At 68.3% G+C, this 23,723-nt stretch carries 15 protein-coding genes and 1 rRNA gene (1 of these 16 only partly in view); 12 read left to right on the top strand and 4 right to left on the bottom strand.

Annotated features, from left to right (window positions below):
- Window positions 1-1,117: hypothetical protein (locus tag FJ108_10110; GenBank protein MBM4336251.1), on the bottom strand; the 1,117-nt coding region annotated here is incomplete at its 3' end.
- On the opposite strand from FJ108_10110, the gene FJ108_10105 reads away from it, so the two are divergent.
- The 5 genes from FJ108_10105 (at window position 1,116) to ftsY (ending at window position 10,331) form a co-directional block, all read left to right on the top strand.
- Window positions 1,116-1,883, top strand: coding sequence for a glycosyltransferase (locus FJ108_10105; protein ID MBM4336250.1), 768 nt, complete (start codon window positions 1,116-1,118; stop codon window positions 1,881-1,883). The genes FJ108_10110 and FJ108_10105 overlap by 2 nt on opposite strands.
- A 60-nt stretch (window positions 1,884-1,943) precedes the next feature.
- Window positions 1,944-3,695 (top strand): ABC transporter ATP-binding protein, encoded by a 1,752-nt coding sequence (locus FJ108_10100; protein MBM4336249.1) that lies wholly within the window; start codon window positions 1,944-1,946, stop codon window positions 3,693-3,695.
- Window positions 3,692-5,524: an ABC transporter ATP-binding protein gene (locus FJ108_10095; protein ID MBM4336248.1), complete on the top strand. Its 1,833-nt coding sequence runs from the start codon at window positions 3,692-3,694 to the stop codon at window positions 5,522-5,524. The genes FJ108_10100 and FJ108_10095 overlap by 4 nt, the downstream gene beginning before the upstream one ends.
- A 150-nt stretch (window positions 5,525-5,674) precedes the next feature.
- Entirely contained in the window at window positions 5,675-9,205 is a 3,531-nt protein-coding gene (smc, locus tag FJ108_10090; GenBank protein ID MBM4336247.1) for a chromosome segregation protein SMC, read from the top strand.
- Between the two features lie 88 nt (window positions 9,206-9,293).
- Window positions 9,294-10,331 (top strand): signal recognition particle-docking protein FtsY, encoded by a 1,038-nt coding sequence (ftsY, locus tag FJ108_10085; protein ID MBM4336246.1) that lies wholly within the window; start codon window positions 9,294-9,296, stop codon window positions 10,329-10,331.
- On the opposite strand, the gene FJ108_10080 is transcribed toward ftsY, so the two are convergent.
- Window positions 10,289-11,815 (bottom strand): D-aminoacylase, encoded by a 1,527-nt coding sequence (locus FJ108_10080; protein MBM4336245.1) that lies wholly within the window; start codon window positions 11,813-11,815, stop codon window positions 10,289-10,291. The two genes, ftsY and FJ108_10080, sit on opposite strands and share 43 nt — an antisense overlap.
- 35 nt (window positions 11,816-11,850) lie before the next feature.
- On the opposite strand from FJ108_10080, the gene glpK reads away from it, so the two are divergent.
- A complete protein-coding gene (gene glpK / locus FJ108_10075; GenBank protein ID MBM4336244.1) occupies window positions 11,851-13,356 on the top strand; it encodes a glycerol kinase GlpK in 1,506 nt (501 codons plus the stop codon).
- Window positions 13,356-14,030: a glycerophosphodiester phosphodiesterase gene (locus tag FJ108_10070; GenBank protein MBM4336243.1), complete on the top strand. Its 675-nt coding sequence runs from the start codon at window positions 13,356-13,358 to the stop codon at window positions 14,028-14,030. Before glpK ends, FJ108_10070 begins: the two co-directional genes overlap by 1 nt.
- Before the next feature lie 14 nt (window positions 14,031-14,044).
- Here FJ108_10070 and FJ108_10065 read toward each other — a convergent pair whose 3' ends face one another.
- Together FJ108_10065 and gltB are read right to left on the bottom strand one after the other, a co-directional pair.
- Window positions 14,045-15,487 (bottom strand): glutamate synthase subunit beta, encoded by a 1,443-nt coding sequence (locus tag FJ108_10065; protein ID MBM4336242.1) that lies wholly within the window; start codon window positions 15,485-15,487, stop codon window positions 14,045-14,047.
- Window positions 15,487-20,016, bottom strand: coding sequence for a glutamate synthase large subunit (gene gltB, locus FJ108_10060; GenBank protein MBM4336241.1), 4,530 nt, complete (start codon window positions 20,014-20,016; stop codon window positions 15,487-15,489). The genes FJ108_10065 and gltB overlap by 1 nt, the downstream gene beginning before the upstream one ends.
- Window positions 20,017-20,242: 226 nt before the next feature.
- Between gltB and FJ108_10055 the strand changes: the two genes are divergently transcribed.
- The 5 genes from FJ108_10055 to FJ108_10035 form a co-directional block, all read left to right on the top strand.
- The gene (locus FJ108_10055) at window positions 20,243-20,731 is read left to right on the top strand and encodes a hypothetical protein (GenBank protein MBM4336240.1); all 489 of its coding nucleotides are present in this window, start codon (window positions 20,243-20,245) and stop codon (window positions 20,729-20,731) included.
- Window positions 20,731-21,009 (top strand): cell division protein ZapA, encoded by a 279-nt coding sequence (locus tag FJ108_10050; GenBank protein ID MBM4336239.1) that lies wholly within the window; start codon window positions 20,731-20,733, stop codon window positions 21,007-21,009. The genes FJ108_10055 and FJ108_10050 overlap by 1 nt, the downstream gene beginning before the upstream one ends.
- Window positions 21,010-21,021: 12 nt before the next feature.
- Window positions 21,022-21,609, top strand: a complete 588-nt coding sequence (locus FJ108_10045; GenBank protein ID MBM4336238.1) for a 5-formyltetrahydrofolate cyclo-ligase — start codon at window positions 21,022-21,024, stop codon at window positions 21,607-21,609.
- Window positions 21,606-22,820 (top strand): tyrosine--tRNA ligase, encoded by a 1,215-nt coding sequence (locus tag FJ108_10040; GenBank protein MBM4336237.1) that lies wholly within the window; start codon window positions 21,606-21,608, stop codon window positions 22,818-22,820. The genes FJ108_10045 and FJ108_10040 overlap by 4 nt, the downstream gene beginning before the upstream one ends.
- A gap of 305 nt (window positions 22,821-23,125) precedes the next feature.
- Window positions 23,126-23,723, top strand: a 16S ribosomal RNA gene (locus tag FJ108_10035); it runs 965 nt beyond the window's last position.

The raw sequence follows: 23,723 nt of genomic DNA, 5'->3' as shown, positions 1-23,723 counted from the left end.
GCTCGACCGCGCTGATGCCCCCGCCCGGAAACGGACTCAGGTCTCCGAGCGGCAGCTCCGCCGGCAGCCGGGCCGCGCCCGGACCGCCGATCAGGACCCATTCGACCCCGTTCTGGATCGGGTCCGGGTAGCGAGCGAGCCAGTGCAGGGCCTCGGGAGGACCGGGGGCGACCACGGCACGGGCGGCGAGGCCGACCGGCAGGCTGTCGGGCTCGGCTCGGTACAGCCGCGCGGTCATGTCGACGGGCGGGGTTCGAGCGGCGAGCCAGCGCGGCGCCGAGCCCGTCTCGACGCAGGTCCGGCGAATCAGCTCGAGCGGAGCCGCGAGCACGAGCGCGCGCGCGAAGACCCGGCCCCTCGGCAGCTCGAGCCCGAGGTCGCCGCGCTCGCTCACCAGCGCGAACTCGGCGGTGGAGCGGATCTCCCCGTGCAGGGCGAGCAGCCTGCGTCGGAACAGGTCGAGGAAGGGTGACCCGGCGTCGGGCATGAAGAACCCTCCGTCGCGCGTGCCGCGCAGCAGGAGCGCCGCCTCGTGAGAGAGCGGGCCGCTCGGCACGAGCCGGGAGAGCCCGGCCGCGATCGCCCCGACCACCGCCTCGAGTCCCGCGGGGATCGGCCCGAAGTCCGATTCTGGCGCTGCGCTGCGCGAGGCGCGTGACAGGATCCGCTGCAGAAGCGATTCCCGGGCCTCCGCCGGCTCCCGCTCAGAAAGCCGAGCCCGCAGCTCGTCGCCGCGCAGATCGACGTCCTCGAAAAAGGCCTGCGCCGCATCGGGTTCGCAGAGTCGATAGGCGAGCAGCTCCCGCGCCAGCTCTCGCCGTCCCGCGTGAACGTCGACGCGCGCGTGCGGCAGCAGCACCTGCAGGCCGACCTCGCGCTGCGCTACGCGGCGCTGTTCGATCAGCGGAAGAGCGAGCTCTCGCATGACCTGCTGCGCCGCTCCACCCGACTCGAGTCCCGAGAGCGCGAACGGCTCGCGCAGCAGGGGCGGACGCTTCGCCAGGCACTCCTCCTCGACGAGCACCACGCGCAGGCCCGCGTGGGCGAGGTAGGTCGCGGCGACCAGCCCCCCGAGCGAGCTTCCGAGCACCAGCACGTCCGAGCGCTGCGTGGTCATGAACGGCCTCCTTTGCTTCGCCCCGCCTGCGCTTGTAGCGGGCGCCGCGCGCGAGCACCATCGCGGCGTGCGCCCCACTGGTGTGGTGATCAGCGTAGTCATCCCGACCCTGAACGAGCAAACGCAGATCGGGCGGGCGCTCGAATGCACGCGGGTGCCCGGGGTGGAGCGGATCGTCGTCGACGCGAACTCGAGCGACGGAACCAGCCAGACCGCCCGATTCCTGCGCGCCGAGAAGGTGATCCAGGCGCTGCCCGGGCGCGCACACCAGATGGACGCGGGATACCGGGAGGCGACCGGCGAGGTCGTGCTCTTCCTGCACGCCGACACCCGGCTCGAGCCCGGCTGGAGCGAGGCCGTCCTGCGCGCGCTCGACGATGCGAGCGTCGCGGGCGGCGCGTTCGAGCTGCGCTTCGACGCCGCGGGGATCCTGTATCGATGGATCGAGCGGGGTGTGAGCTTGCGCTCGCGCCTGGGCGGTCTGCCCTATGGCGACCAGGCGCTCTTCGTGCGCAAGCGGCTGCTCGACCGGGCCGGCGGGATCGAGCCGGTGCCGATCTTCGAGGACCTGGACCTGGTGAGTCTGATCAAGCGGGGAGGGCGCCTCGCCCTGCTGCGCGAGCGCGCCTGGACCTCTGCTCGGCGCTACGCGCGAAACGGGCTGTTGCGGCAGGTTCTGCGCAACAACGCGGCGCTCGCGGGCTACCTGCTCGACGTCGAGCGCGGTCGGATCGCGCGCTGGTACCGCCGGCGGCCCGCCGCGTAACGAGCGCGGGCTTTCGCGACTCTGCCTTGTGGTAACCTCGAAGACCCCCAGGGAGCTGGCTTGACCCCGAGAGAGCGAGTCGCGGCCTACGTCCGCCAGTTCCGCGGGCGCTACCTGCTCGGCTCGGCACTGACGATCGCCTATGCGGTCGTGTTCCAGATGGTTCCGCTCGCGGTGCGCGACGTGGTGGCCGCGATCTCCGAGCCCGAGTCCGCTGCGTCGGTGAACTCCGCGGTGCTCGCGCTGGTCGCCGTCTCGGTGGTCTTCGCGGCGCTCTCGTTCGCGTCGCGAAACGTCCTGTTCATGGCCGCGCGCGAGATCGAGTACCGAATGCGCGGAGAGCTCTTCGCGCACCTGCAGCGCATGCCGCAGTCGTACTTCGCGGGACAGCGCACGGGCGACCTGATGTCGCGCGCGGTGAACGACGTGAACAACGTGCGCCTGTTCCTAGGCATGGGTCTGCTGAACATCGTGCAGACCCCGGTTCTCTACGTGGGCGCGATCGCCGTCATGCTGCACGTCGACTGGCGCTTGACGCTCTGGGTGCTCGCGCCCTATCCGCTGTTCATCGTCGTCGCGCGCTTCTTCGGGCGGCGCATGCACCAGGCGATGATCGAGGCCCAGGAGCAGCTCGGCCAGCTCTCCTCGACGGTGCAGGAGAACGCCGCCGGCGTCTTCGTCGTCCGCTCGAACGCGATGGAGCCTCGTGAGCGCGCGCGCTTCGAGGTCGAGGCGCGCGGCCTCTACCAGCGGATGCTCCACGTCTCGGTGGTCAACACCGGGATGATGACGACGATCCAGATGCTGCCGACGCTGGCGCAGGTCGGGGTGCTCGCGGCCGGCTCGTATGGCGTGCTCGGCGGGCGGCTCGCGACCGCCGACCTCTGGCTCTTCTACCTGTACACGATCCAGCTGACCTTCCCGACCTTCATGGTCGGCTGGGTGATCAACATCGTGCAGCGTGGAATGGCGGGCCTCGCGCGGCTGGGCGAGATCCTCGACGTCGTGCCGTCGATCCGCGATCGCACCGATCGGCTGCCGCTCGCGCGCATCGAGGGCGCGGTCGAGCTTCGCGAGCTGCGGTTCGCGTTTCCCGGCCGAAGCGAGCGCCCCGCGCTCGCGGGGGTGTCGCTGCGGGTCGAGCCGGGGCAGACCGTCGGCATCGTCGGTCAGGTCGGCTCGGGCAAGAGCACGCTCGTGGCCGCGATCCCGCGCCTGCTCGAGGTCCCCGACGGCTCGGTGTGGATCGACGGCAACGACGTGAACCGGGTTCCGCTCGCGCTGCTCCGCGCAAGCTGCGCGGTGGTGCCGCAGGACAGCTTTCTGTTCTCGACCACGATCGAGGAGAACATCCGCTTCGGCTGCCCCGATCGCGAGCGCGCGCACGTTCGCGAAGCCGCGCGCCGCGCGCACGTGCTCGACGACATCGAGGACTTCCCCGACGGGTTCGAGACGATCGTCGGCGAGCGAGGGATCACGCTCTCGGGCGGCCAGCGGCAGCGGATCGCGCTGGCCCGCGCGCTCGCGCTCGAGCCCGCGATCCTGATCCTCGACGACGCGCTCTCGAGCGTGGATGCGGCGACCGAGGAGGGCATCCTGAAGGAGCTGCGCGCCGCCCGTGCCGGGCGCACCTGCTTCATCGTCGCGCACAGGCTCTCGGCCGTGCGCGATGCCGACGTCATCGTCGTGCTCGAGGAGGGCCGGATCGCGGAGCAGGGCACGCATGCCGAGCTGCTGGCTCGCGGCGGCGCGTACGCGCGCACGTATCGCCAGCAGCAGCTCGAGGCCGAGATCGAGGAGACCGCGGCTTGACCCCCGGTCTCCACGAGGAGGAGCTGCTCGGCAGGGTGCTCGACTCCCAGCTCCTGCGCCGGCTCTGGCCGTACCTGCGCCCGCATTGGAGGCTGGTCGCTGCGGCCACCGCGCTGATTCCCCTGCGCGCCCTGCTCGAGATGATTCCGGCCTCGCTCTTCGGCAGCGCGCTGAACCACCTGGCCGGAATCGACCAGTTCCCGGGCCTGCAGTCGCTGCGCTTCCTGGCGCAGGCGCCGACCGGAATCGGCGAGATCCCCTGGCTGGCGCTGGTCTTCGTGGCGGTCGCGGCGGTCGGCGCGGGGGTCGACTTCGCCCGCTCGATCGCGATGGCCGTGATGGGCCAGCGCGCGATGCTGCAGCTCCGCGGCGCGCTCTTCGATCACGTGCAGCGTCTGCCGCTGCGCTTCTTCGACCGCTATCCGGTCGGCCGGCTGGTGACGCGGCTGGGCAACGACGTGGAGAACCTCTCCGAGATGTTCTCCGCCGGGCTGATCGCGCTGATCGCGGATCTGGTCATGATGGCCGCGTTCGCCGGCGTGCTGTTCTGGCTGAACTGGAAGCTCGCGATCGTGGCGATGATCGTGGTTCCGGCGATGGCGGGAGCAGCGATCGTCTTCCGCTGGAAGGTGCGCGACGCGTTCCGCGTGGTGCGGGTCAAGATCGCGCGGATCAACTCGCACCTGCAGGAGACCATCACCGGAATGCGTGTGGTGCAGCTCTTCGCGCGCGAGCAGCGCAACCTGGACGAGTTCATGGCGATCAACCGCGAGCACCGCGACGCCTGGTTCTACTCGATCCAGTACGAGTCGCTCCTCTCCGCGACGATCACGCTGGCCGGCAATCTGACGACCGCATTCATCCTCTGGTACGGCGCGAAGCTGCTCGGAGTCGGCTCGGTGGCGCCGGGCGACCTGCTGCTCTTCGTCGACTGGATGCGCCGCTTCTACCGGCCGCTGCAGGACCTGTCTGCGAAGTACTCGGTGATGCAGTCGTCGATGGCGAGCCTGGAACGCGTGTTCCAGCTGCTCGACTTCGAGGCCGAGCGATCCGAGCCCGAATCGGCCTTCCGGCCGCACAAGATCCGAGGCGAGATCGTGTTCGAAAACGTGAGCTTCGCCTACGAAGCTCAGCCGATCCTGAAGAATCTGTCGTTTCGGGTGGCGCCGGGCGAGCGGGTCGCGCTGGTCGGCCATACCGGTGCCGGCAAGACCACGGTGCTGAAGCTCCTGGCCCGGATGTACGAGCCGCAGGGCGGCCGGATCCTGATCGACGGCACGGACATCCGCGACATCCCTCGTGCCGAGCTGCGCCGTCACATCGCCTTCGTGCTGCAGGACGTCTTCCTCTTCACCGGGGATCTCGCCTACAACGTGAGCCTGGGCAGACCCGAGATCACCGCGACCGAGATCGAGGCGGCCGCGCGGACCGTGCACCTCGAGGAGTTCGTGCGCAGGCTCCCGCTCGGCTACGCCCAACCCGTCCACGAGCGCGGGCAGAACTTCTCGGTGGGCGAGCGCCAGCTGCTGTCCTTCGCGCGGGCGCTGGCGCAGAAGCCGGAGATCCTGCTGCTCGACGAGGCCACCTCGAGCGTCGACACGGAGACCGAGGCGCTGGTCCAGGATGCGCTCCACTCGCTCCTGTCCGGCAAGACCTCGATCGTGGTCGCGCACCGGCTCTCGACGATCCAGGACGTCGACCGCATCTACGTGCTCCACCACGGCGAGCTGCGCGAATCCGGCCGCCACGAGGATCTGCTCGCGCAGCGAGGCCTCTACTGGCGCCTCTACCAGCTCCAGTACGCCGTCCAGGAGCGAACCGCCGCCTGAGCGCCGGTGGCGCCGGCGCTTGCCACCGACGAGCCGCGCCGGTACCCTCGCCGAAACTCGCATTCCTCCGATGCCACCGCAGGTCCTGTCTCCCCCCTGATCCTCCCTGATCAGACGTGGCCGCGCGGTTTTGAGTAGGGCGGGGCTCGGTTGCGGATCCGATCACTAGAGCTCGTGGGCTTCAAGTCCTTCGGGGACCGGACGGTCTTCGCGTTCGACCGCGGGATCTCCGCGATCGTCGGCCCGAACGGCTGCGGCAAGTCCAACGTCATCGACGCGCTGCGCTGGGTGATGGGGGAGCACAATCCCCGGCACCTGCGCGGTCGCGACATGCAGGACCTGATCTTCGCCGGGACCGAGCGCAAGCCCGCCGTCGGGATGTGCGAGGTCGCGCTCACGCTCGACAACTCCGACGGGCTCGCGCCGCAGCCGTACGGCGCGTTCTCCGAGATCCAGGTCTCGCGCCGGCTGTACCGCTCCGGAGAGAGCGAGTACACGATCAACAAGGTGCCTGTCCGGCTGCGCGACGTGCTGGACTTCTTCCTCGATACGGGTGTCGGGACGCGCGGCTACACGATCGTCGAGCAGGGGCAGATCGCGGATCTGGTCTCGAGCAAGCCCGAGGATCGCCGCGTGATCTTCGAGCAGGCCGCGGGGATCGGGAAGTACCGACAGCGGCGCAAGGAGACCGAGTCCAAGCTGCGCTCGACCGAGCAGAACCTGCTGCGCGTGAACGACATCCTGGTCGAGCTGCGGCGCCAGATCGCTTCGCTCGATCGCCAGGCCGCGAAGGCCAATCGCTACAAGAAGCTGCGCGCGGAGCAGCGCGCGCTCGAGCTGGTCGTCGCGCGCGAGACCTGGCTTCGCGACTCGGGCGTGCTCGCGGAGCAGAGCGCCACGCTCGATCGACTTCGCGCCGAGGGGGTGGGTCTCGACGCGCGCGCCGGCCGTGCGGACGCCGATCTCGAGACGACCCGGCGCGCCCACCTCGACCACGAGCGCGAGCTCGCGCGAGAGAACGAGGCGCTCTATCAGGTGCGAAGCTCGATTCAGGCGCTCGAGAGCCGGATCGAGTACGAGCGGCGCGAACGCGACGGACTCGTGACGCTGGCGGACGAGCGCGAGCAGGAGCTTCGCGAGCGCGAAGTCGCGCTCGCCGGCGATTCCTCCGCACTTCACGAGGCGCTCGCGCGTCTGGCCGAGATCGATGCGCGCCTCGCCGCGGACGCGCAGGAACTCGCGCGCCGCGACCTCGAGCTGCGCGAGCATGCCGAGCGGCTCGCAAGCGCCCAGGGCCGGCGCGAGGCGCTGCACGCGCGCCTGGTCGAGCTCTCGGGTGACGAGGCGTCCGTGCAGGCGCATGCGGAGCGGCTCGACGAGCGCCGCGAGGAGCTCGAGCTGCGAGTCCGCCAGACCGAGGAAGGGCTCGAGGAGACCTCGGTCGCGGTCGAGAGCTTGCGCAGCGACGAGCTCGGACTCGAGGGTCGGCTGCGGCTGGGCCTGGCCGAGCAGGACGAGTTCGGCCGCCAGCTCGCCGAGCAGCTCCGCGGCCACGAGCGCGAACGCGAGCGTCAGCGCCAGCTCGTCCAGGAGCTCGAGCGGGCGCGCGAGCGACTGCAACACGCGAGCGCCCAGCTCGAGAGCGTCCGCGCGATCGAGAAGCGCGAGATCCAGGCCGCAGCAGGCCTGCTCGAGAGGCTGCCCGAGGGAGAGCGCGGCCGCGTGCGCGGGCTGCTCACGACCGCGATTCGCGCGGCCGACGGGCTCGAGACCGCGATCGAGGCGGTGCTCGCCAATCGTCTGGACGGGCTGGTGGTCGAGAGCGCGGACTCGGCGCTCGAGCTGCTGCGCCACCTGCGCGAGCAGGGCGTCGGGCGCGCGACCGTGCTTCCGCTTCGCGCCGGACCCGAGGGCTCGGGCTCGGGGTTCGTCCCGATGGGGCGGCCGCTCGCCGACTTCGTGACGGCCGAGCCTGCGAGCGCCGCGCTGATCGCGCGTCTGCTGCGCGACGTCTATCTGGTCGACGACCTGTCGCTTCCGATCCAGCGATTCGGCGCCGCGAGCCCGCCGGCGCTGTTCGTCACGCGCGCGGGCGAGGTGCTCGACCGAAGCGGCGCCCTGACCGGCGGACTGGGCGCACCTCCGGGCGCGCTCTCGCGCGCGGGCGAGATCCGCCGGCTCGAGGGCGAGCTGGCGTCGCTCGAGCCGCTCTGCGCGACGCTTTCCGCCGACCTCGCCGCGGTGACGAGCCGCGTCGAAGGCTTCGAGCGCGAGATCGAGAACACGCGCAATCGCAGGCACACGGCCGAGCTCGCCGTCGTGAACGTCGAGAAGGACCTCGAGCGCATGCGCGAGCGCGGCAAGCACGCGCTCGAGTCGCTCGAGCAGCACCGCGCCGGCAAGCACGCGCTGCTCTCGCAGCTCGAGCAGGTGGCCGAGGACCGCGAGCGTGCGCTGGCGCGACGGGGCGACCTCGCCCAGGAGCGTGCGCGCGCCGAGTCCGGCCGGGCGGAGCTCTCGGTCCAGCTGCAGCAGCTGGCACGGGATCTGGAGCGCGTCGAGCAGAGGGTGGTGCAGGCGCGAATCGAGCTCGCGGAGCTCGGCGCCCGTCGCGATCAGGAGACCCGGGCACGCGATCGATTGCAGGCCGCGGTCGAAGACGCCCGCAGCTGGCTGTCCCGCCGCAGCGATGAGCTGCGGAGCTCGCGCGAGCGCGCCGCGGATCTGGCGCGGTCGGCCGCCGAGGCCAGGGCGCAGCTCGACGACGAGATCCTCCGCGAGGAAGCGCTGCGCGAGCGACAGGCGGCGCTGCGTCGCAACTACGAGGAGAGTGGCCAGGCGGTGGAGCGGTTCGAGAGCGAGCTTCGCGCGGTGACTCGCGATCGCGAGGCGCTGCGCGAGCGGCTAGCGAGCTGCGAGCTCTCGGTGCACGACGTGCGCTCCCGCTGCGAGCAGCTCTCCGCGACGATTCGCGAGCGCTACGAGCTCGAGATCTCCGGCTGGGAGCCGGAGCCCGGCACGGTGCAGGGCACGCCCGAGGAACGCGAGGCAGAGCTCGAGCGGGTGCGTCAGGCGCTGCGCGCGCTCGGCGAGGTTCATCTCGGCGCGATCGAGGAGTACGAAGACGTCTCGGAGCGCAATCGCTACCTGAGCGAACAGAAGGCCGATCTCGAGCTCTCGATCGAGCGTCTGCGTGGCGCGATCGCGCGGATCAACCGCACCAGCCGGGAGCGCTTCCGCGAGACCTTCGAGGCGATCGACGCGGTCTTCCAGACCGTCTTTCCCAAGATGTTCGAGGGCGGCCGAGCGCACCTGTCGCTGACCGAGTCCGACGACGTGCTCGAGGCGGGCATCGAGATCACCGCGCAGCCGCCGGGCAAGAAGCTTCAGAACGTGAATCTGCTCTCCGGCGGCGAGAAGGCGCTCACGGCGATGTCGCTTCTCGTCGCTGTCTTCACGGTGAAGCCGTCTCCGTTCTTCCTGCTCGACGAGGTCGATGCCGCACTCGACGACTCGAACGCGAATCGCTTCAACACGCTGCTGCGCGAGATGTCGAAGACCTCTCAGTTCCTGATGATCACCCACAACAAGCAGTCGATCGAGATCGCGGATGCGCTCTTCGGCGTGACCATGCAGGAGCCGGGGCTCTCGAAGCTCGTCACCGTGGACCTCGTATCGTAGACTGCCGCCCGTGCCGGACCTGACACCCGAGATCCTGTGGATCGGCGGTGGCGCTGCGGCGGCTCTCGCGGCCGCGCTCGCGCTCGTGATCGCGTTCGCGCGCGCGCGAAGGTCGCGCCCGCCGCGGCCCGAAGCCGCGCGGCCGCGCGAGGCTCCGGTCGCGCTCGCTCCGCCGGAAGGGGCGGTGCCGGTGGCGGCTCCGCAGCCGGAGCCCGTCGCTCGAGCGGCGACGGACTGGCGCGCCGGTCTGCGACGCACACGCGGGGCCATCACGGGTCGGCTCGAGAGCTTGTTGCGCGGGCGCGCGAGCCTCGACGAGCAGACGCTCTCGGAGGTCGAGGCGATCCTGTACGGAGCGGACCTCGGCGTGCGCACCGCGGAGGAGCTGCTTGCGGCCGTCCGCGGCCTTCGCTCGCCCGACGACGTGCGCCCGCTGCTCGCTTCGAAGGCGCGGGCGCTGCTCGAAGCGCTGCCGAGCGCCGTGGTCGAGCCGTCGGAGACGCCGCACGTGATCCTCGTCGTCGGGGTGAACGGCTCGGGCAAGACGACTTCGATCGGCAAGCTCGCTCTGCGCTACTCGCGCGCGGGCAAGCGCGTGATCGTCGCGGCCGGCGACACGTACCGCGCCGCGGCGATCGAGCAGCTCTCGGTCTGGGCAGAGCGAGCGGGCGTCGAGATCGTGAAGGGCGCGCCCGGGGGCGATCCCGCGTCGGTGGCGTTCGACGCGCTGAGAGCGGCGCGCGCGCGCGATTTCGACGTCGTCATCGTCGATACCGCGGGTCGCCTTCAGACCGATCAGGGGCTGATGGACGAGCTGGCGAAGATCCAGCGCGTGATGCGCAAGGAGATCGGCGACGCCCCTCACGAGGTTCTGCTCGTGCTCGATGCGAACACCGGGCAGAACGCGATCCGCCAGGCGCAGGAGTTCAAGAAGGCGGTCGCGGTCTCGGGCATCGTCCTGTCGAAGCTCGACGGCACCGCGCGCGGAGGTGTCGTGCTCGGAATCGCACAGGAGGTCGGCCTGCCGGTGCGCTACGTCGGGCTCGGCGAGTCGATCGAGGACCTGGCCGACTTCGATGCCGGTCAGTTCGTCGAGGCGCTCTTCGCTCCCGCCGCCGCCGACTGACGGCGCAGCGGCCGGCCGGGGCGGGCGCCCGTGTGCGCACCGTCGCGCACCACGCGGACGCCGTTCACGAAGACGTGGTGGATTCCCACGGGTGGGTGGTTCGGGTCCTCGTAGGTCCCCACGTCGAGGACGCGCGCGGCGTCGAAGAGGACCAGATCGGCGAACGCGTTCTCGCGGATCACGCCTCGGTCTCGCAGGCCGAACTTCCGAGCGGGAAATGCGGTCATGCGATGGACGGCCTCTTCGAGTGGAAGCAAGCCCAGGTCGCGCGCGTAACGCCCGAGCACGCGCGCGAAGGTCCCCCAGAGGCGCGGGTGGGGCTTGCCCGGAAGCGACGGGATGCCGTCCGAGCCGATCATCGTGCTCGGGTGGCGCATGACGGTTCGCACGTCGTCTTCGTTCATCGAGTGCATCACCGCTGTTGCGCCAGGCGAGAGCTCGAGCACGCGAAGTGCGGTCTCCCGCGCGGACAGCCCCAGATCCTGCGCCAGCGCGGCGATCGATCGGCCCTCGAAGTCCGGCCGTTTCGCAGCGGAGGCGATCACGACGTCCTCCGGCTCGATCGACCCTAGCGCGTTCGGCCCCGACTCGAAGGCGCCGTTCTGCACGATCGCGGCGAGGATCGTGCTGCCGGCGGTGTAGGGGTACTGGTCGGCGTGCACGTCGAGCCCCTCGGCCTGCGCGGCCTCGATCAGCCGCAGCGATTCGCGCACCAGCCCCCAGGCTTCCCGCCCCGCGGCCTTGTGGTGTGAGATCTGCACGGGCACGCCGGCTCTCCGGCCGATCTCGATCGCCTCGCGCACCGAGTCGAGGAGCTTCGTGCCCTCGTTGCGCATGTGCGTGGCGTAGAGGCCTCCGCTTCCGGCCATCTCGCCGGCCAGGCCGGAGAGCTCGTCGACGTCCGCGAACTTTCCGGGCTCGTAGACCAGGCCCGACGAGAACCCGACCGCTCCGGCGTCTCTTCCCTCGCTCACGATCCGCTTCATGGCCGCGAGCTCGGTCGCGTTCGGCGCGCGCTTCGCTCCGCCCATCACGCTCGCGCGCACGGTGCCGTGGCCGACCAGGACGGCCGCATTCGTGCTCGCGGGCTCGCGCTCGAGCCGCGCGAGATAGCCGGTGTAGCCCTCCCATTCGGGGAGCACCGCGTCGCCGTGGAAGGCGCGCGCCAGGAGCGTGGCGACCGGGTACGGTGCTGCGCCCATTCCGCAGTTCCCGACGACGACGCTGGTCACGCCGCCCAGGATCTTGAAGTCCATCTCCGGCCGGACGACGAGCGCGAAGTCGTCGTGGGTGTGTACGTCGACGAAGCCGGGCGCGAGCACGAGGCCGCTCGCGTCGATCGAGACCGGCGCTCGCGCGTCGTCGAGACATCCCACTCGGGCGATCCGATCGGCGCGAAGGGCGACGTCCTCCAGCCGCGGCGCCGCGCCGGTGCCGTCGTAGAGCCGGGCGCCGCGGATCAGTACGTCGTACTCGTGAGCCATGGCGCGATCATACCGGAGCGCGCTACCTGTGCGGAATGTCGACTTACGTCCTCGCGCTCGACCAGGGCACGACGAGCTCGCGAGCGATCGTCTTCGACGCGGCCGGGAACGTCGTGGCCAGCCAGGCTCACGAGTTCAAGCAGCACTTCCGCGAGCCCGGCTGGGTCGAGCACGACGCAAGCGAGATCTGGGATTCGCAGCTCAGGGCTGCGCGGGGCGCGCTCACGCGCGCGAAGGTGCGGCCCGAGGATCTCTCGGCTCTGGGCATCACGAACCAGCGCGAGACGACCGTCGTCTGGGATCGCGCGACCGGGCGCCCGATCCACCCTGCGATCGTCTGGCAGTCGCGTCAGACCGCTCCGCTCTGTGAGGAGATGAGGCGACGCGGCCTCGAGCCGATGGTGCGCGAGCGCACAGGACTCGTGATCGACGCGTACTTCTCGGCCACCAAGCTCGCGTTCATCCTCGAATCGGTCGACGGTGCGCGCGAGCGCGCGCGGCGCGGTGAGCTCGCGTTCGGAACGGTCGACTCGTGGCTCGTCTGGAAGCTCACCGGCGGACGAGTGCACGCGACCGATTACAGCAACGCCTCGCGCACGATGCTCTACGACATCGCGAAGCTGCGCTGGGATCCGGAGCTGCTCGAGATTCTCGAGATTCCGTCGCAGGTCTTGCCGGAGGTACGCGACTCGAGCGGCTCGTTCGGCGAGACCACGGCGGAGATCTTCTCCGGCGTCTCGGTGCCGATCCGTGGCGTGGCGGGCGATCAGCAGGCCGCGCTCTTCGGTCAGGCCTGCTTCGAGACGGGCAGCGCGAAGAACACGTACGGCACCGGCTGCTTCATGCTGATGAACACAGGCGCGGAGCCGCGCGTCTCGCAGTCGGGACTGCTGACCACGATCGCCTGGGGGATCGGCGGAAAGATCGAGTACGCGCTCGAGGGCTCGGTCTTCGTGGCGGGCGCTGCGGTGCAGTGGCTTCGCGACGAGCTGGGTCTGCTCCACAGCGCCGCCGAGAGCGAGGCGATCGCGCGTTCCGTCGCCGACACCGGCGGCGTGTACGTGGTTCCCGCCTTCACAGGCTTGGGCGCACCGTACTGGGATCCGGAAGCGCGCGGCACGATCGTGGGCCTGACCCGAGGCACGAGCCGCGCGCACATCGTCCGCGCGACGCTCGAGGCGATCGCGTATCAGAGCACGGATCTGTTGCGCTGCTTCGAGCGGGATCTGGGGACGAAGGCTTTCCAGCTGCAGGTCGACGGCGGCGCCACCGCGAACGACTTCCTGATGCAGTTCCAGGCCGACGTCGCCGGCGTGGCCGTTCGCCGGCCGAAGGTGCTCGAGACGACCGCGCTCGGCGCGGCGTATCTGGCGGGGCTCGCGACCGGGTTCTGGGAGAGCCGCAAGCAGATCGCCAGGAACTGGCAGGAGGATCGCTACTTCGAGCCCGAACTCGCGATCGAGCGGCGCGAGGAGCTCTACGCCGGCTGGCTACGCGCGGTCGAGCGCGCGCTCGGACGTCCGATCGGGGAGATTCGCTGATGCAGAACATCGCGCACCGCGGCGCGTCGGTCGACGAGCTCGAGAACACGCTGGAGGCCTTCGCGCTCGCGGTGGAGCAGGGCGCCGACATGATCGAGACGGATCTGCACCTGCTTCGCGACGGGGTGGTGGCGCTCTACCACGACGACGAGATCGCCGGAGTTCCGGTGGGCGAGCTGACGCTTTCCGAGCTTCGCGGCCACCTGCCGCGCGCTCCGACGCTGCAGGAGGCCCTCGATCGCTTCGGCGCGCGAATTCCCTGGAACCTGGAGATCAAGAGCCCGACGTCTGGCGACTATGCGGGGCTGGAGCGAATCGCGCTCGACGAGGTGCGCCGGCGCGGAATCCTGGAGCAGACGCTGTTCTCGAGCTTCTCCGATTCGGTGCTCGCGCGCCTGCGCGCGCTCGAACGGCGCTCGCGCCTGGGCACGCTCGTCTCGGTCTACCAGCCCGGCGAGATCCTCGAGCGCGCCCGGCACGTCGGCAGCGAGGCGGTGCACCTGCACCTCCTGCTCGCGAGCGAAGAGCGCGTGCAGGAAGCGCACGCGGCCGGATTCCGCGTGAACGTCTACACCGTCGACGATCCGGCCGCGCAGCGCCGGCTCTCGGGATTTGGCGTGGACGGCGTGTTCACGAACCTTCCGGGAAGGCTGCGCGCCAACCTCTCGGCGTAGCGGATCGCGACGGACTAGCGCGAGCCTGAGCGCAGGTCGCGGTCGATCTGCGCCGCAGCCTTGCGTCCCTCCGCGATCGCCCACACGACGAGCGACTGGCCGCGGCGCATGTCGCCCGCCGCGTAGACCTTGGGGACGCTCGAGGCATAGCCGGTCGTCGCGATGTTGCCGCGCGGATCGAGCGCGACTCCCAGCTGCTTCACGATCCCGTCGGGGACGGGGCCGACGAAGCCGAGCGCGAGCAGAACGAGATCGACGTCGAGCGCGAACTCGCTGCCCGGCACAGCCTCCATCGGCCGCCGACCGGTCGCAGGATCGGGCGCTCCGAACCGGACACGTACTGCGTGCAGCTTCTCGACGCGCCCGTTCGATCCTGAGAATCTCGTCGTCGAGATCCCCCAGTCCCGCGAGCCACCCTCTTCGTGCGAGGTCGAAGTGCGCAGGATCTGGGACGGCATCGGGTGCAGCGGCCAGGGCGCCTCGTCCGGCCGCACCTCGGGGGGCCGCTCGAGGAGCTCGAAGTTGTACACGTGCTTCGCGCCCTGGCGATGGCTGGTGCCGACGCAGTCGGAGCCCGTGTCGCCTCCGCCGAGCACGAGCACGTTCTTGCCCGTGGCGAGGATCGCGGTCTCGTCGGGCACGGAGTCACCCGCGACCCGTCGATTCTGCTGCTCCAGGAAATCCATCGCGAAGTGCACGCCGTCGAGGTCGCGTCCGGGCACGGGGAGATCTCGCGGAGCCTCGGCGCCTCCCGAGAGCAGCACGGCGTCGTACTCGCGCAGGAGCTTCTCTCCGCTGATGTCGCGGCCCGCGTGGACGCCCGTGCGAATCTCGACCCCCTCCGCGACGAGGATCTCGACCCGGCGATCGATGGTCCACTTCTCGAGCTTGAAGTCGGGGATGCCGTAGCGGAGCAGTCCGCCCACGCGGTCCTTCTTCTCGAAGAGCGTCACGTCGTGTCCGGCGCGGTTCAGCTGTTGTGCGGCGGCCAGCCCCGAGGGGCCGGAGCCGATCACCGCGACGCACTTGCCGGACCGTCGCGCGGGAGGCTGGGGCACGACCCAGCCCTCGGCGAAGCCGCGCTCCGCGATGGTCTTCTCCATGAGCTCGATCGTGACCGGCTCGTCGTTGATGCCGAGCACGCACGCGGACTCGCAGGGCGCGGGGCAGATCCGACCGGTGAACTCGGGAAAGTTGTTCGTTCGCTGCAGGCGGACGAGCGCTTCTCGCCAGCGACCCCGGTACACGAGGTCGTTCCAGTCCGGAATGATGTTTCCGAGCGGGCACCCGTCGTTGCAGAAGGGAACGCCACAATCCATGCAGCGCCCGGCCTGTACCCGCAACAGCTCCTCGGAGGGCTCGGTGTAGATCTCGAGGTAGTCCTCGACGCGCTGATCGGCGGCGCGCTTCGCGGGCAGCTTGCGCCCCGCCTCCAAGAACCCGGTGACCTTGCCCATCAGTATTCCTCTTTCCCGAACTCGATCCCGAGCAGCGCGCGCTTGTACTCCTTGGGGAAGACCTTGGTGAATCTCGGCAGGGTCGTGGCCCACTTGTCGAGCACCTCTTCGGCGCGTTCGCTCCGCGTCTGGCGGAAGTGCGCTTCGACCAGGCTTCGCAGCTCGCGCTCGTCGTCGTCGGTTTCGACGCGCTCCAGGTCGACCATTCCCGGGTTGCAGAAGTCGGCGAAGCGCTGCGTCGGGTCGAGCACGTAGGCGATGCCGCCGCTCATGCCGGCGGCGAAGTTGCGCCCGACCGATCCGAGCACGACCACTCGACCGCCGGTCATGTACTCGCAGCCGTGATCGCCCACACCTTCGACCACCGCGTTCGCGCCGCTGTTGCGCACGCAGAAGCGCTCTCCTGCCACTCCGCGGAAGAACGCCTCACCGTTGGTCGCGCCGTAGAGCGCGACGTTTCCGATCACGATGTTCTTGGCCGCGTCGAAGGTCGATTCGGCGGGCGGAAGGACCACGATCCTGCCCCCCGAGAGACCCTTGCCCGTGTAGTCGTTGGCGTCACCGACGAGGTGCAGCGTGATTCCCTTGGGCAGGAATGCGCCGAAGCTCTGTCCAGCGCTTCCGGTGAATCGGATTCGGATCGTGTTGTCCGGAAGCCCTTCGAGTCCGTGACGCAGGGACACCGCCGAGCCGAGCATCGTCCCGACCGTGCGATTCACGTTGCGGATCGGCAGGGCCAGCTCCACCGGCTCCATCTTCTCGATCGCGGGTCGGCAGAGCCGGATCAGCTCGACGTCGAGCGCCTTCTCGAGCCCGTGCTCCTGGCCGCCGACGTGTCGAATCGCGACGGAGTCGTGCGGTGGTTCGGGCCGGTGCAGGATCGCGCTCCAGTCGAGTCCGTTCGGGAGTTTCCACCCGTGCACGTTCGGATCGGGCTCGACCAGGTCCGTGCGGCCGATCACGTCGTCGAGTTTCGTGTGCCCGAGCTGCGCGAGGATCTCGCGCGTCTCCTCCGCGACGAAGCGGAAGAATCGGACCACGTGATCGGGGTCGCCGGTGAAGCGCTTGCGCAGCTCTTCGTTCTGCGTGGCCACCCCGACGGGGCAGGTGTTCAGATGGCAGACGCGCATCAAGATGCAGCCGAGCGCCACCAACGCGATCGTGCCGAAGCCGAACTCGTCCGCGCCCAGGATCGCGCCGATCACGACGTCGCGGCCGGTGCGGAGCTGCCCGTCGACGTGCACGCGAATGCGGCCCCGCAGGTCGTTCATCACCAGCGCCTGCTGCGTCTCGGCCAGTCCGATCTCCCACGGAACGCCCGCGTGCTTGATCGAGGTGAGCGGTGACGCGCCCGTTCCGCCCTCGAAGCCGGCGATCTGCACCGACTCCGCATGGGCCTTCGAGACTCCCGCGGCGATCGTTCCGACACCGGAGATCGACACGAGCTTCACGCTGATGTCCGCTTCCGGGTTGGCGTTCTTCAGGTCGTGGATCAGCTGTGCGAGGTCCTCGATCGAGTAGATGTCGTGATGCGGCGGCGGAGAGATCAGGCCGACCCCGGGCGTGGAGTTGCGCACCGTCGCGATCGCGCGGCTTACCTTGTGGCCGGGCAGCTGCCCGCCTTCACCGGGTTTTGCGCCCTGCGCGATCTTGATCTGAAGCTCGTCCGCATTCACGAGGTACCAGCTCGACACTCCGAAGCGCCCTGACGCCACCTGCTTGATCGCGCTGCGGCGGAAGTCGCCGTTGGCGTCTCGCTGGTAACGGCGCGGATCCTCGCCTCCCTCGCCGCTGTTCGACTTTCCTCCGATCCGATTCATCGCGATGGCGAGCGTCTCGTGGGCCTCGGCGCTGATCGAGCCCAGGCTCATCGCCCCGGTGCAGAAGCGCTTCATGATGTCGACCGCAGGCTCCACCTGGTCGAGCGGGATCGCGGGCCGATCCGGCTTGAAGCGCAGCATCCCGCGAATCGTGTAGCGCTCGGAGTTCTGATCGTTGATCGCGCGCGCGTACTCGCGATACGGGCCGATCTCGTTGCGGCGCACGGCGTGTTGCAGCTTGCTGATGACCGTCGGATTCATGAGGTGCAGCTCGCCACCCTGGCGCCACTGGTACTCCCCGCCGACGTCCAGCTCGCGTTCCGCTGCGATGGTCTTCGGGTACGCCCGCTCGTGGCGCAGCAATGCCTCGCGCGCGATCACCGCGAGTTCGACGCCGCCGATTCTCGTCGCGGTGTCGGTGAAGAACTCCTGCACGACCGGGCGCGCGATGCCGACGGCCTCGAAGATCTGCGCGCCGCGGTAGCTCTGCAGCGTCGAGATGCCCATCTTCGCGAAGATCTTGAGCAGTCCCTTGCCCACGGCCTTCACGTAGTTGTACTGGGCCTTCTCGACCGTGAGATCGGCGGGCACGAAGGTGCCTTCCTCGACCAGCTGCTGGACGCTCTGGAACGCCAGGTACGGATTCACGGCTCCCGCTCCGAAGCCGATCAGGAGCGCGAAATGTGCGACCTCGCGCGCCTCTCCGGTCTCGACGACGAGACCACAGCGCATCCGGAGGCCTTCGCGGATCAGGTGGTGGTGCACCGCGGCCGTCGCCAAGAGACTCGGGATGGCTGCGTTCTCGCGGCCCGCCGCGCGATCCGAGAGCACGAGGATCGACGCACCGGCGGCCACCGCAGTCGCGGCCTCGCCACGAATCCGCTCCAAGGCGCTCCGCAGCTCATTCTCCGGCTCGCCGCTCGCGTCGAAGACACAGGAGATCGTCACGCTGCGCAGCCACGGATGCTCGACCTGTCGAATGCGCTCGAGGTCGGCGTTGGACAGGATCGGCTGATCGAGCTGAAGCAAGCGCGCGTGCTCCGGCGTCTCCTCGAGCACGTTCCGCTCCGCGCCTAGCGTGCTGATGAGGGACATCACGCTCTCCTCCCGGATCGAGTCGATCGGGGGATTCGTGACCTGCGCGAAGACCTGCTTGAAGTAGTTGAAGAGCAGCTGAGGGCGGTCGGAGAGAGCGGCGATCGGGGTGTCGTTGCCCATCGATCCCTGCGCCTCGGTCGAGGTCGCGGCCATCGGAGCGAGGAGGATCCGCAGGTCCTCCAGCGCGTAGCCAAAGAGCTGCTGGCGCGTGTGGCGATCGACCTCTCCGTCGATCTTCGCCGCGTCATTCCTCGCAGGCAGGTCGTCGAGCCGGGTCAGGTTCTCGCTGAGCCAGCGGCGATAGGGCTGGCGCCGAGCGTAGTACGACTTCACCTCGTCGTCGGGGATGATTCGCCCCTCCGACGTGTCGATCAGCAGCATGCGACCCGGCTGCAGTCGGCCCTTCTGGAGCACGTCCTCCGGGTTGATCGGAAGCACACCACACTCAGAGGAGAGAACCACGAAGCCGTCCTTCGTGACCCAGTAGCGCGAAGGGCGCAAGCCGTTCCGATCGAGCACGCCGGCGATCCTCGTGCCGTCGGTGCAAGCGATCGACGCCGGGCCATCCCAGGGCTCCATCAGGCACTGGTGATACTGGTAGAAGGCCTTCTTCTCGTCTCGCATCAGGGGATCCCGATCCCAGGCCTCGGGGATCAGCATCATCATCGCGTGCGCCAGATCGCGCCCCGACAGCACCAGGAACTCGAGGGCGTTGTCCAGCATCGCCGAGTCGGAGAGGTCCGGCGTCACGATCGGCAGGATCTTGTGGATGTCCTCACCCCAGACGCCGGACCTGATGATGGCCTCGCGAGCTCGCATCCAATTGTGGTTGCCCCGCACGGTGTTGATCTCGCCGTTGTGCGCGAGGTAGCGGTAGGGGTGAGCGAGCTCCCACGTCGGCCAGGTATTCGTGCTGTAGCGCTGGTGGACCAACGCGAGTCCGCTCTCGATCGCGGGGTCCGCCAGGTCGCTGTAGAACTTCTTCACCTGATAGGCGAGCAGCATTCCCTTGTAGACCAACGTGCGGCTGGACAGACTCGCGACGTGGAAGCCGCGCAGGTTCTCGTTGCGGAGTTGGAGCTCGACGCGTTTGCGAATCACGAAGAGCTTGCGCTCGAAGGTCGGCCCGTCGACGCCGGAGCCGCGCAGCACGAAGAACTGGCGGATGCGGGGCAAGCGATTGCGCGCGGTCTCGCCAATGTGTTCAGGATGGATCGGTACGTCGCGCCAGCCGAGGAAATGCTGCCTCTCTTCTCCGACGACCTGCTCGATCGCCCGCTCGCAGCGCGCTCGGTTCGTTGCGTCCTCGGGCAGGAAGACAGCGCCGACTCCGTACTCGCCTGGCTCCGGCAGTCTGAGGCCGAGTCCCGCGCACTCGCGCTCCAAGAAAGCGTGTGGAATCTGGATCAGGATTCCGGCGCCATCGCCGGTTTCGGAATCGGCACCGGTCGCGCCGCGATGCGTCAGGTTCACCAGCACCTGAAGGCCGCGCTGGATGATTCCGTGCGAGGGGCGGCCGTCGATGTTGCAGACGAAGCCAACGCCACACGCGTCGTGCTCGAATCGGGGATCGTACAGGCCTTGCCGCGCGGGCAGGCTCGAATGGGACATCCGCGCTTTCCTTCAGGCACTCGACGCGCTTGCGCGCGCACATCAGTCGGTCATCCATCCGTGGGATGTCGCCGCTTTGGTTCTCGGGGTCGGAGGCGAATCGGGTCCGGCCAAGTCGCCGACGCGCGCGCAAACCATTGCCCATGGAGATGCGGACGAGACAGTCGGAAGTACGCGATTTATCGGCGAATTTGACCAAACCTAGCCTAGCGGAAGCTGCGAAAGCGTGTCAAGCAATCCGGCCGGGTGGCTGCACAGCCGTCGACCATCGCCTGCGAGAGCTTCGCTAACGCCGCACGAAGTCGAGACTTTCCGTCCCTGCGCGCTTGACGGGCGCGAGTTGTCGGTGAACTATGGACCCACCCCCCCGGGTTGCATCCTGCGCGTCGCGCAAAGGCAGGGGAGTTCCAGGTTGATCAACGAGGTCGCGGACTTGTTCGAGGCGCCTCTCGCGCGGTCGCGGGCGGCGGAAGAGACGGATCTGATCGCTGCGTTGAGCGAGCGCGTCGAGTGGCTGGTCGAGCGACATCGCGCGACGCGTCGCGCCGTCGACGAGCTGGGTAGCGCGCTCGTCGAGCGAGACCGCAGGATCGTGGAGCTCGACGCGAAGCTCGCTGGTTTCGAGCGTCTTCGGGGCGAGCTGCTTGCGCGGATCGATGCCTTGGTCGGCGATTTCGACCGGCTGGGGTGCTCTGGCGACGATCGAGCCTCGTGATGGACGCGGCGCGCGAAAAATTCGGCCGGCGGACGACGATCAAGATCCTCGAGCGCGAGTATCGAATTCGAAGCGACGCCGACCCTGCTCATCTCGAGGCCGTCGCAGCGTACGTGGATCAGGTTCTTCGGGAGGTTCGAGGGTCCACGCCCGACACCCAGGACGCCTCGGTGCTTGCGGCTCTGAACATCGCAAGCGAGCTCCTGCGAACCCGGCAGATGGTTGCGGTTCCCCGGGAGCGGATTCTGGAGCTGATCGAACGGATCGAGTCGGCCTGATTCGGGTGGATCGTGTCGTCGGCGGCGCAATCGGCGAGTAAGGCGGAGCTGCGCGCAGTTGCGCGCCGGATGCGCGCTTGCGATCGGGCGAGTGCCGCGGAGCGTGCGATCCGACAGCTCGTGGAGCTGCCAGAGTTCGCTCGCGCTGGGACGGTCGCGTTCTATTCGGCAATCGGCGACGAGGTTCCGGTCGACATCGCGGCCGCGACGACACGTGCGCGAGGCGCTCGAAGCGTCTATCCGGTTCGTACTGAGGCAGGGCTGATGATGGCGCTCGTGAATGGCGGCGATTCCCTGCTGCTCTCTGGGGAGGGCATCCGCGAGCCAGGGCCAGACCGGGCGCCCGTCTCCGCATCGGAGATCGACGTCTTCGTCGTCCCCGGGTTGATGTTCGATCGTGCCGGCCGGAGGCTGGGCCGGGGAGGGGGACACTATGATCGGTATCTCGAGCAGAGGCGGACCGATGCGACGACCATCGGAATCTGCTTCGTGGAGCATCTCGTCGACGAGCTTCCGGCAGACTCCTGGGATGTTGCCATGGATCTGATCGTAACCGACGAGATCGTCGTCAGGTGTTTGCGCCCCGGAGCTCTCCGATGACGCTTCCTGTCGAGCAACAGATGGATGTCTTCAGGACCCGAACCGTCGATCTCGTGTCCGAAAAGGAGTTGGCGGAAAGACTCGGTCGAGGGAAGCCGCTGCGAATAAAGTACGGATGCGATCCGTCGGCGCCCGATCTTCATTTGGGGCATACAGTCCCGCTAGACAAGCTGCGTCAGCTGCAGGATCTCGGCCACACGATCATCTTCCTCGTCGGTGATTTCACGGCAATGATCGGAGATCCGACGGGTCGCAGCAAAACTCGCGTTCCGCTGACTTCCGATGCAGTAACCAAGAATGCTGAAACCTACACGAGTCAGGTGAGCTGTGTTCTCGATGTGAATCGCGTCGAGATAAGATTCAACAGTGAGTGGATGAACCGTATGAGCGTGACCGAACTCATTCGTCTCGCCTCACACCAGCCGGTCGCTAGAATGCTCGAGCGAGACGATTTCAAACGAAGATTTCAAAAGGGCGTCTCGATCGCGATTCACGAGTTCCTCTATCCGCTCGTCCAAGCCTACGACTCGGTGGCTCTGAGTGCAGATGTCGAGGTTGGGGGCACTGATCAGCTCTTCAATCTCCTTCTCGGGCGGGAGATCCAGCGCGCCTACGGTCAGGAGCCGCAGGTCGTGCTCACGGTGCCTCTGCTCGAGGGGACGGATGGCTTGGAAAAGATGTCCAAGTCGCTCGGCAACGCGATCGGGATTCGCGATGCCCCGGAGGAGATGTACGGGAAGACCATGTCGATCCCCGACGCGCTGCTGGCGCGGTGGATCGAGCTTCTCGGCCGACCGGAATGGAATCTAGGCGGGAGCCCGGGAGTGCTCGGGACGGAGCCGCTCAATCCGCGTGATCTGAAAGCTGCGCTGGCTCGCGCGCTGGTGGAGCGTTTTCACGGTCAAGCGGCCGCTGCATCCGCGGAGCAACACTTCGAACGCGTCTTTCGAGAGCACCGAGCTCCGAGCGATGTCCAGGAGGTCGAGCTGCAGGTCGCGGATGCCCGAGGCATGCCCTTGGTGGATGCGCTGGTTGCGATCGGATTCGCGAAGACGAGATCCGAAGCAAGGCGCCTGGTGGCGCAGGGCGGCGTCCGGAGCGACGAAATTCGGGCCAGTGACGCGGAGGCATACCTACCGCCCGGGAGCCATCTCGTACAGGCGGGACGGCGTCGATTCGCCCGATTGCACTTGCGCCAGAGATCGCGCTGACGGGGGGAGCCCCGCCCGCCTTGCGACCTCGAATCGTAACTAATTGATGTTGCTGGTGTTTTCACCGTTTGACAGTGCGAGGCACTTGGCATAATGTTCGCCCCCGCTTGAACCGCTAGGCCCCCGAGCGGAAAATCCCGGGCGAAACGGGCCCGAGACCTCGGTCTTTGAAAAGCGAATAGTACGCGGACCTTTGGTCTCTTCTGCCGGAAACGGCATAAGAACCAGATGAGTTCGGACTCTCGTCAATACGCCGGGTCGTCTTCGCATTGCGAAGCGGCCCACGAATGATTCTTCAGTTTCAATTAACTGGAGAGTTTGATCCTGGCTCAGAACGAACGCTGGCGGCGTGCCTAATACATGCAAGTCGAGCGAGAAAGTCTCTTCGGAGGCGAGTAAAGCGGCGCACGGGTGAGTAACACGTGGGTAACCTGCCCTTGAGTCTGGGATAACCCGGGGAAACTCGGGCTAATACCGGATACGGCTGCGGGGTCTTCGGATCCTGTGGAGAAAGATGGCCTCTTCATGAATGCTATCTCTCAAGGATGAGCCCGCGTCCTATTAGCTAGTTGGTGGGGTAACGGCCCACCAAGGCGAAGATGGGTAGCTGGTCTGAGAGGATGACCAGCCACACTGGAACTGAGACACGGTCCAGACTCCTACGGGAGGCAGCAGTAGGGAATTTTGGGCAATGGGCGAAAGCCTGACCCAGCAACGCCGCGTGTGGGATGAAGGCCCTCGGGTCGTAAACCACTGTCAGGAGGAAAGAAAAACCGGTCGGGTAATATTCGGTCGGTCTGACGGTACCTCCAAAGGAAGCACCGGCTAACTCCGTGCCAGCAGCCGCGGTAATACGGAGGGTGCAAGCGTTGTTCGGAATTACTGGGCGTAAAGCGCGTGTAG

It is taken from the genome of Deltaproteobacteria bacterium (assembly GCA_016875225.1).
Classification (GTDB): Bacteria; Myxococcota_A; UBA9160; order SZUA-336; family SZUA-336; genus VGRW01.
Note: the sequence above shows the minus strand (reverse complement) of the source record. Positions and strands in the feature narration are given on the sequence as shown.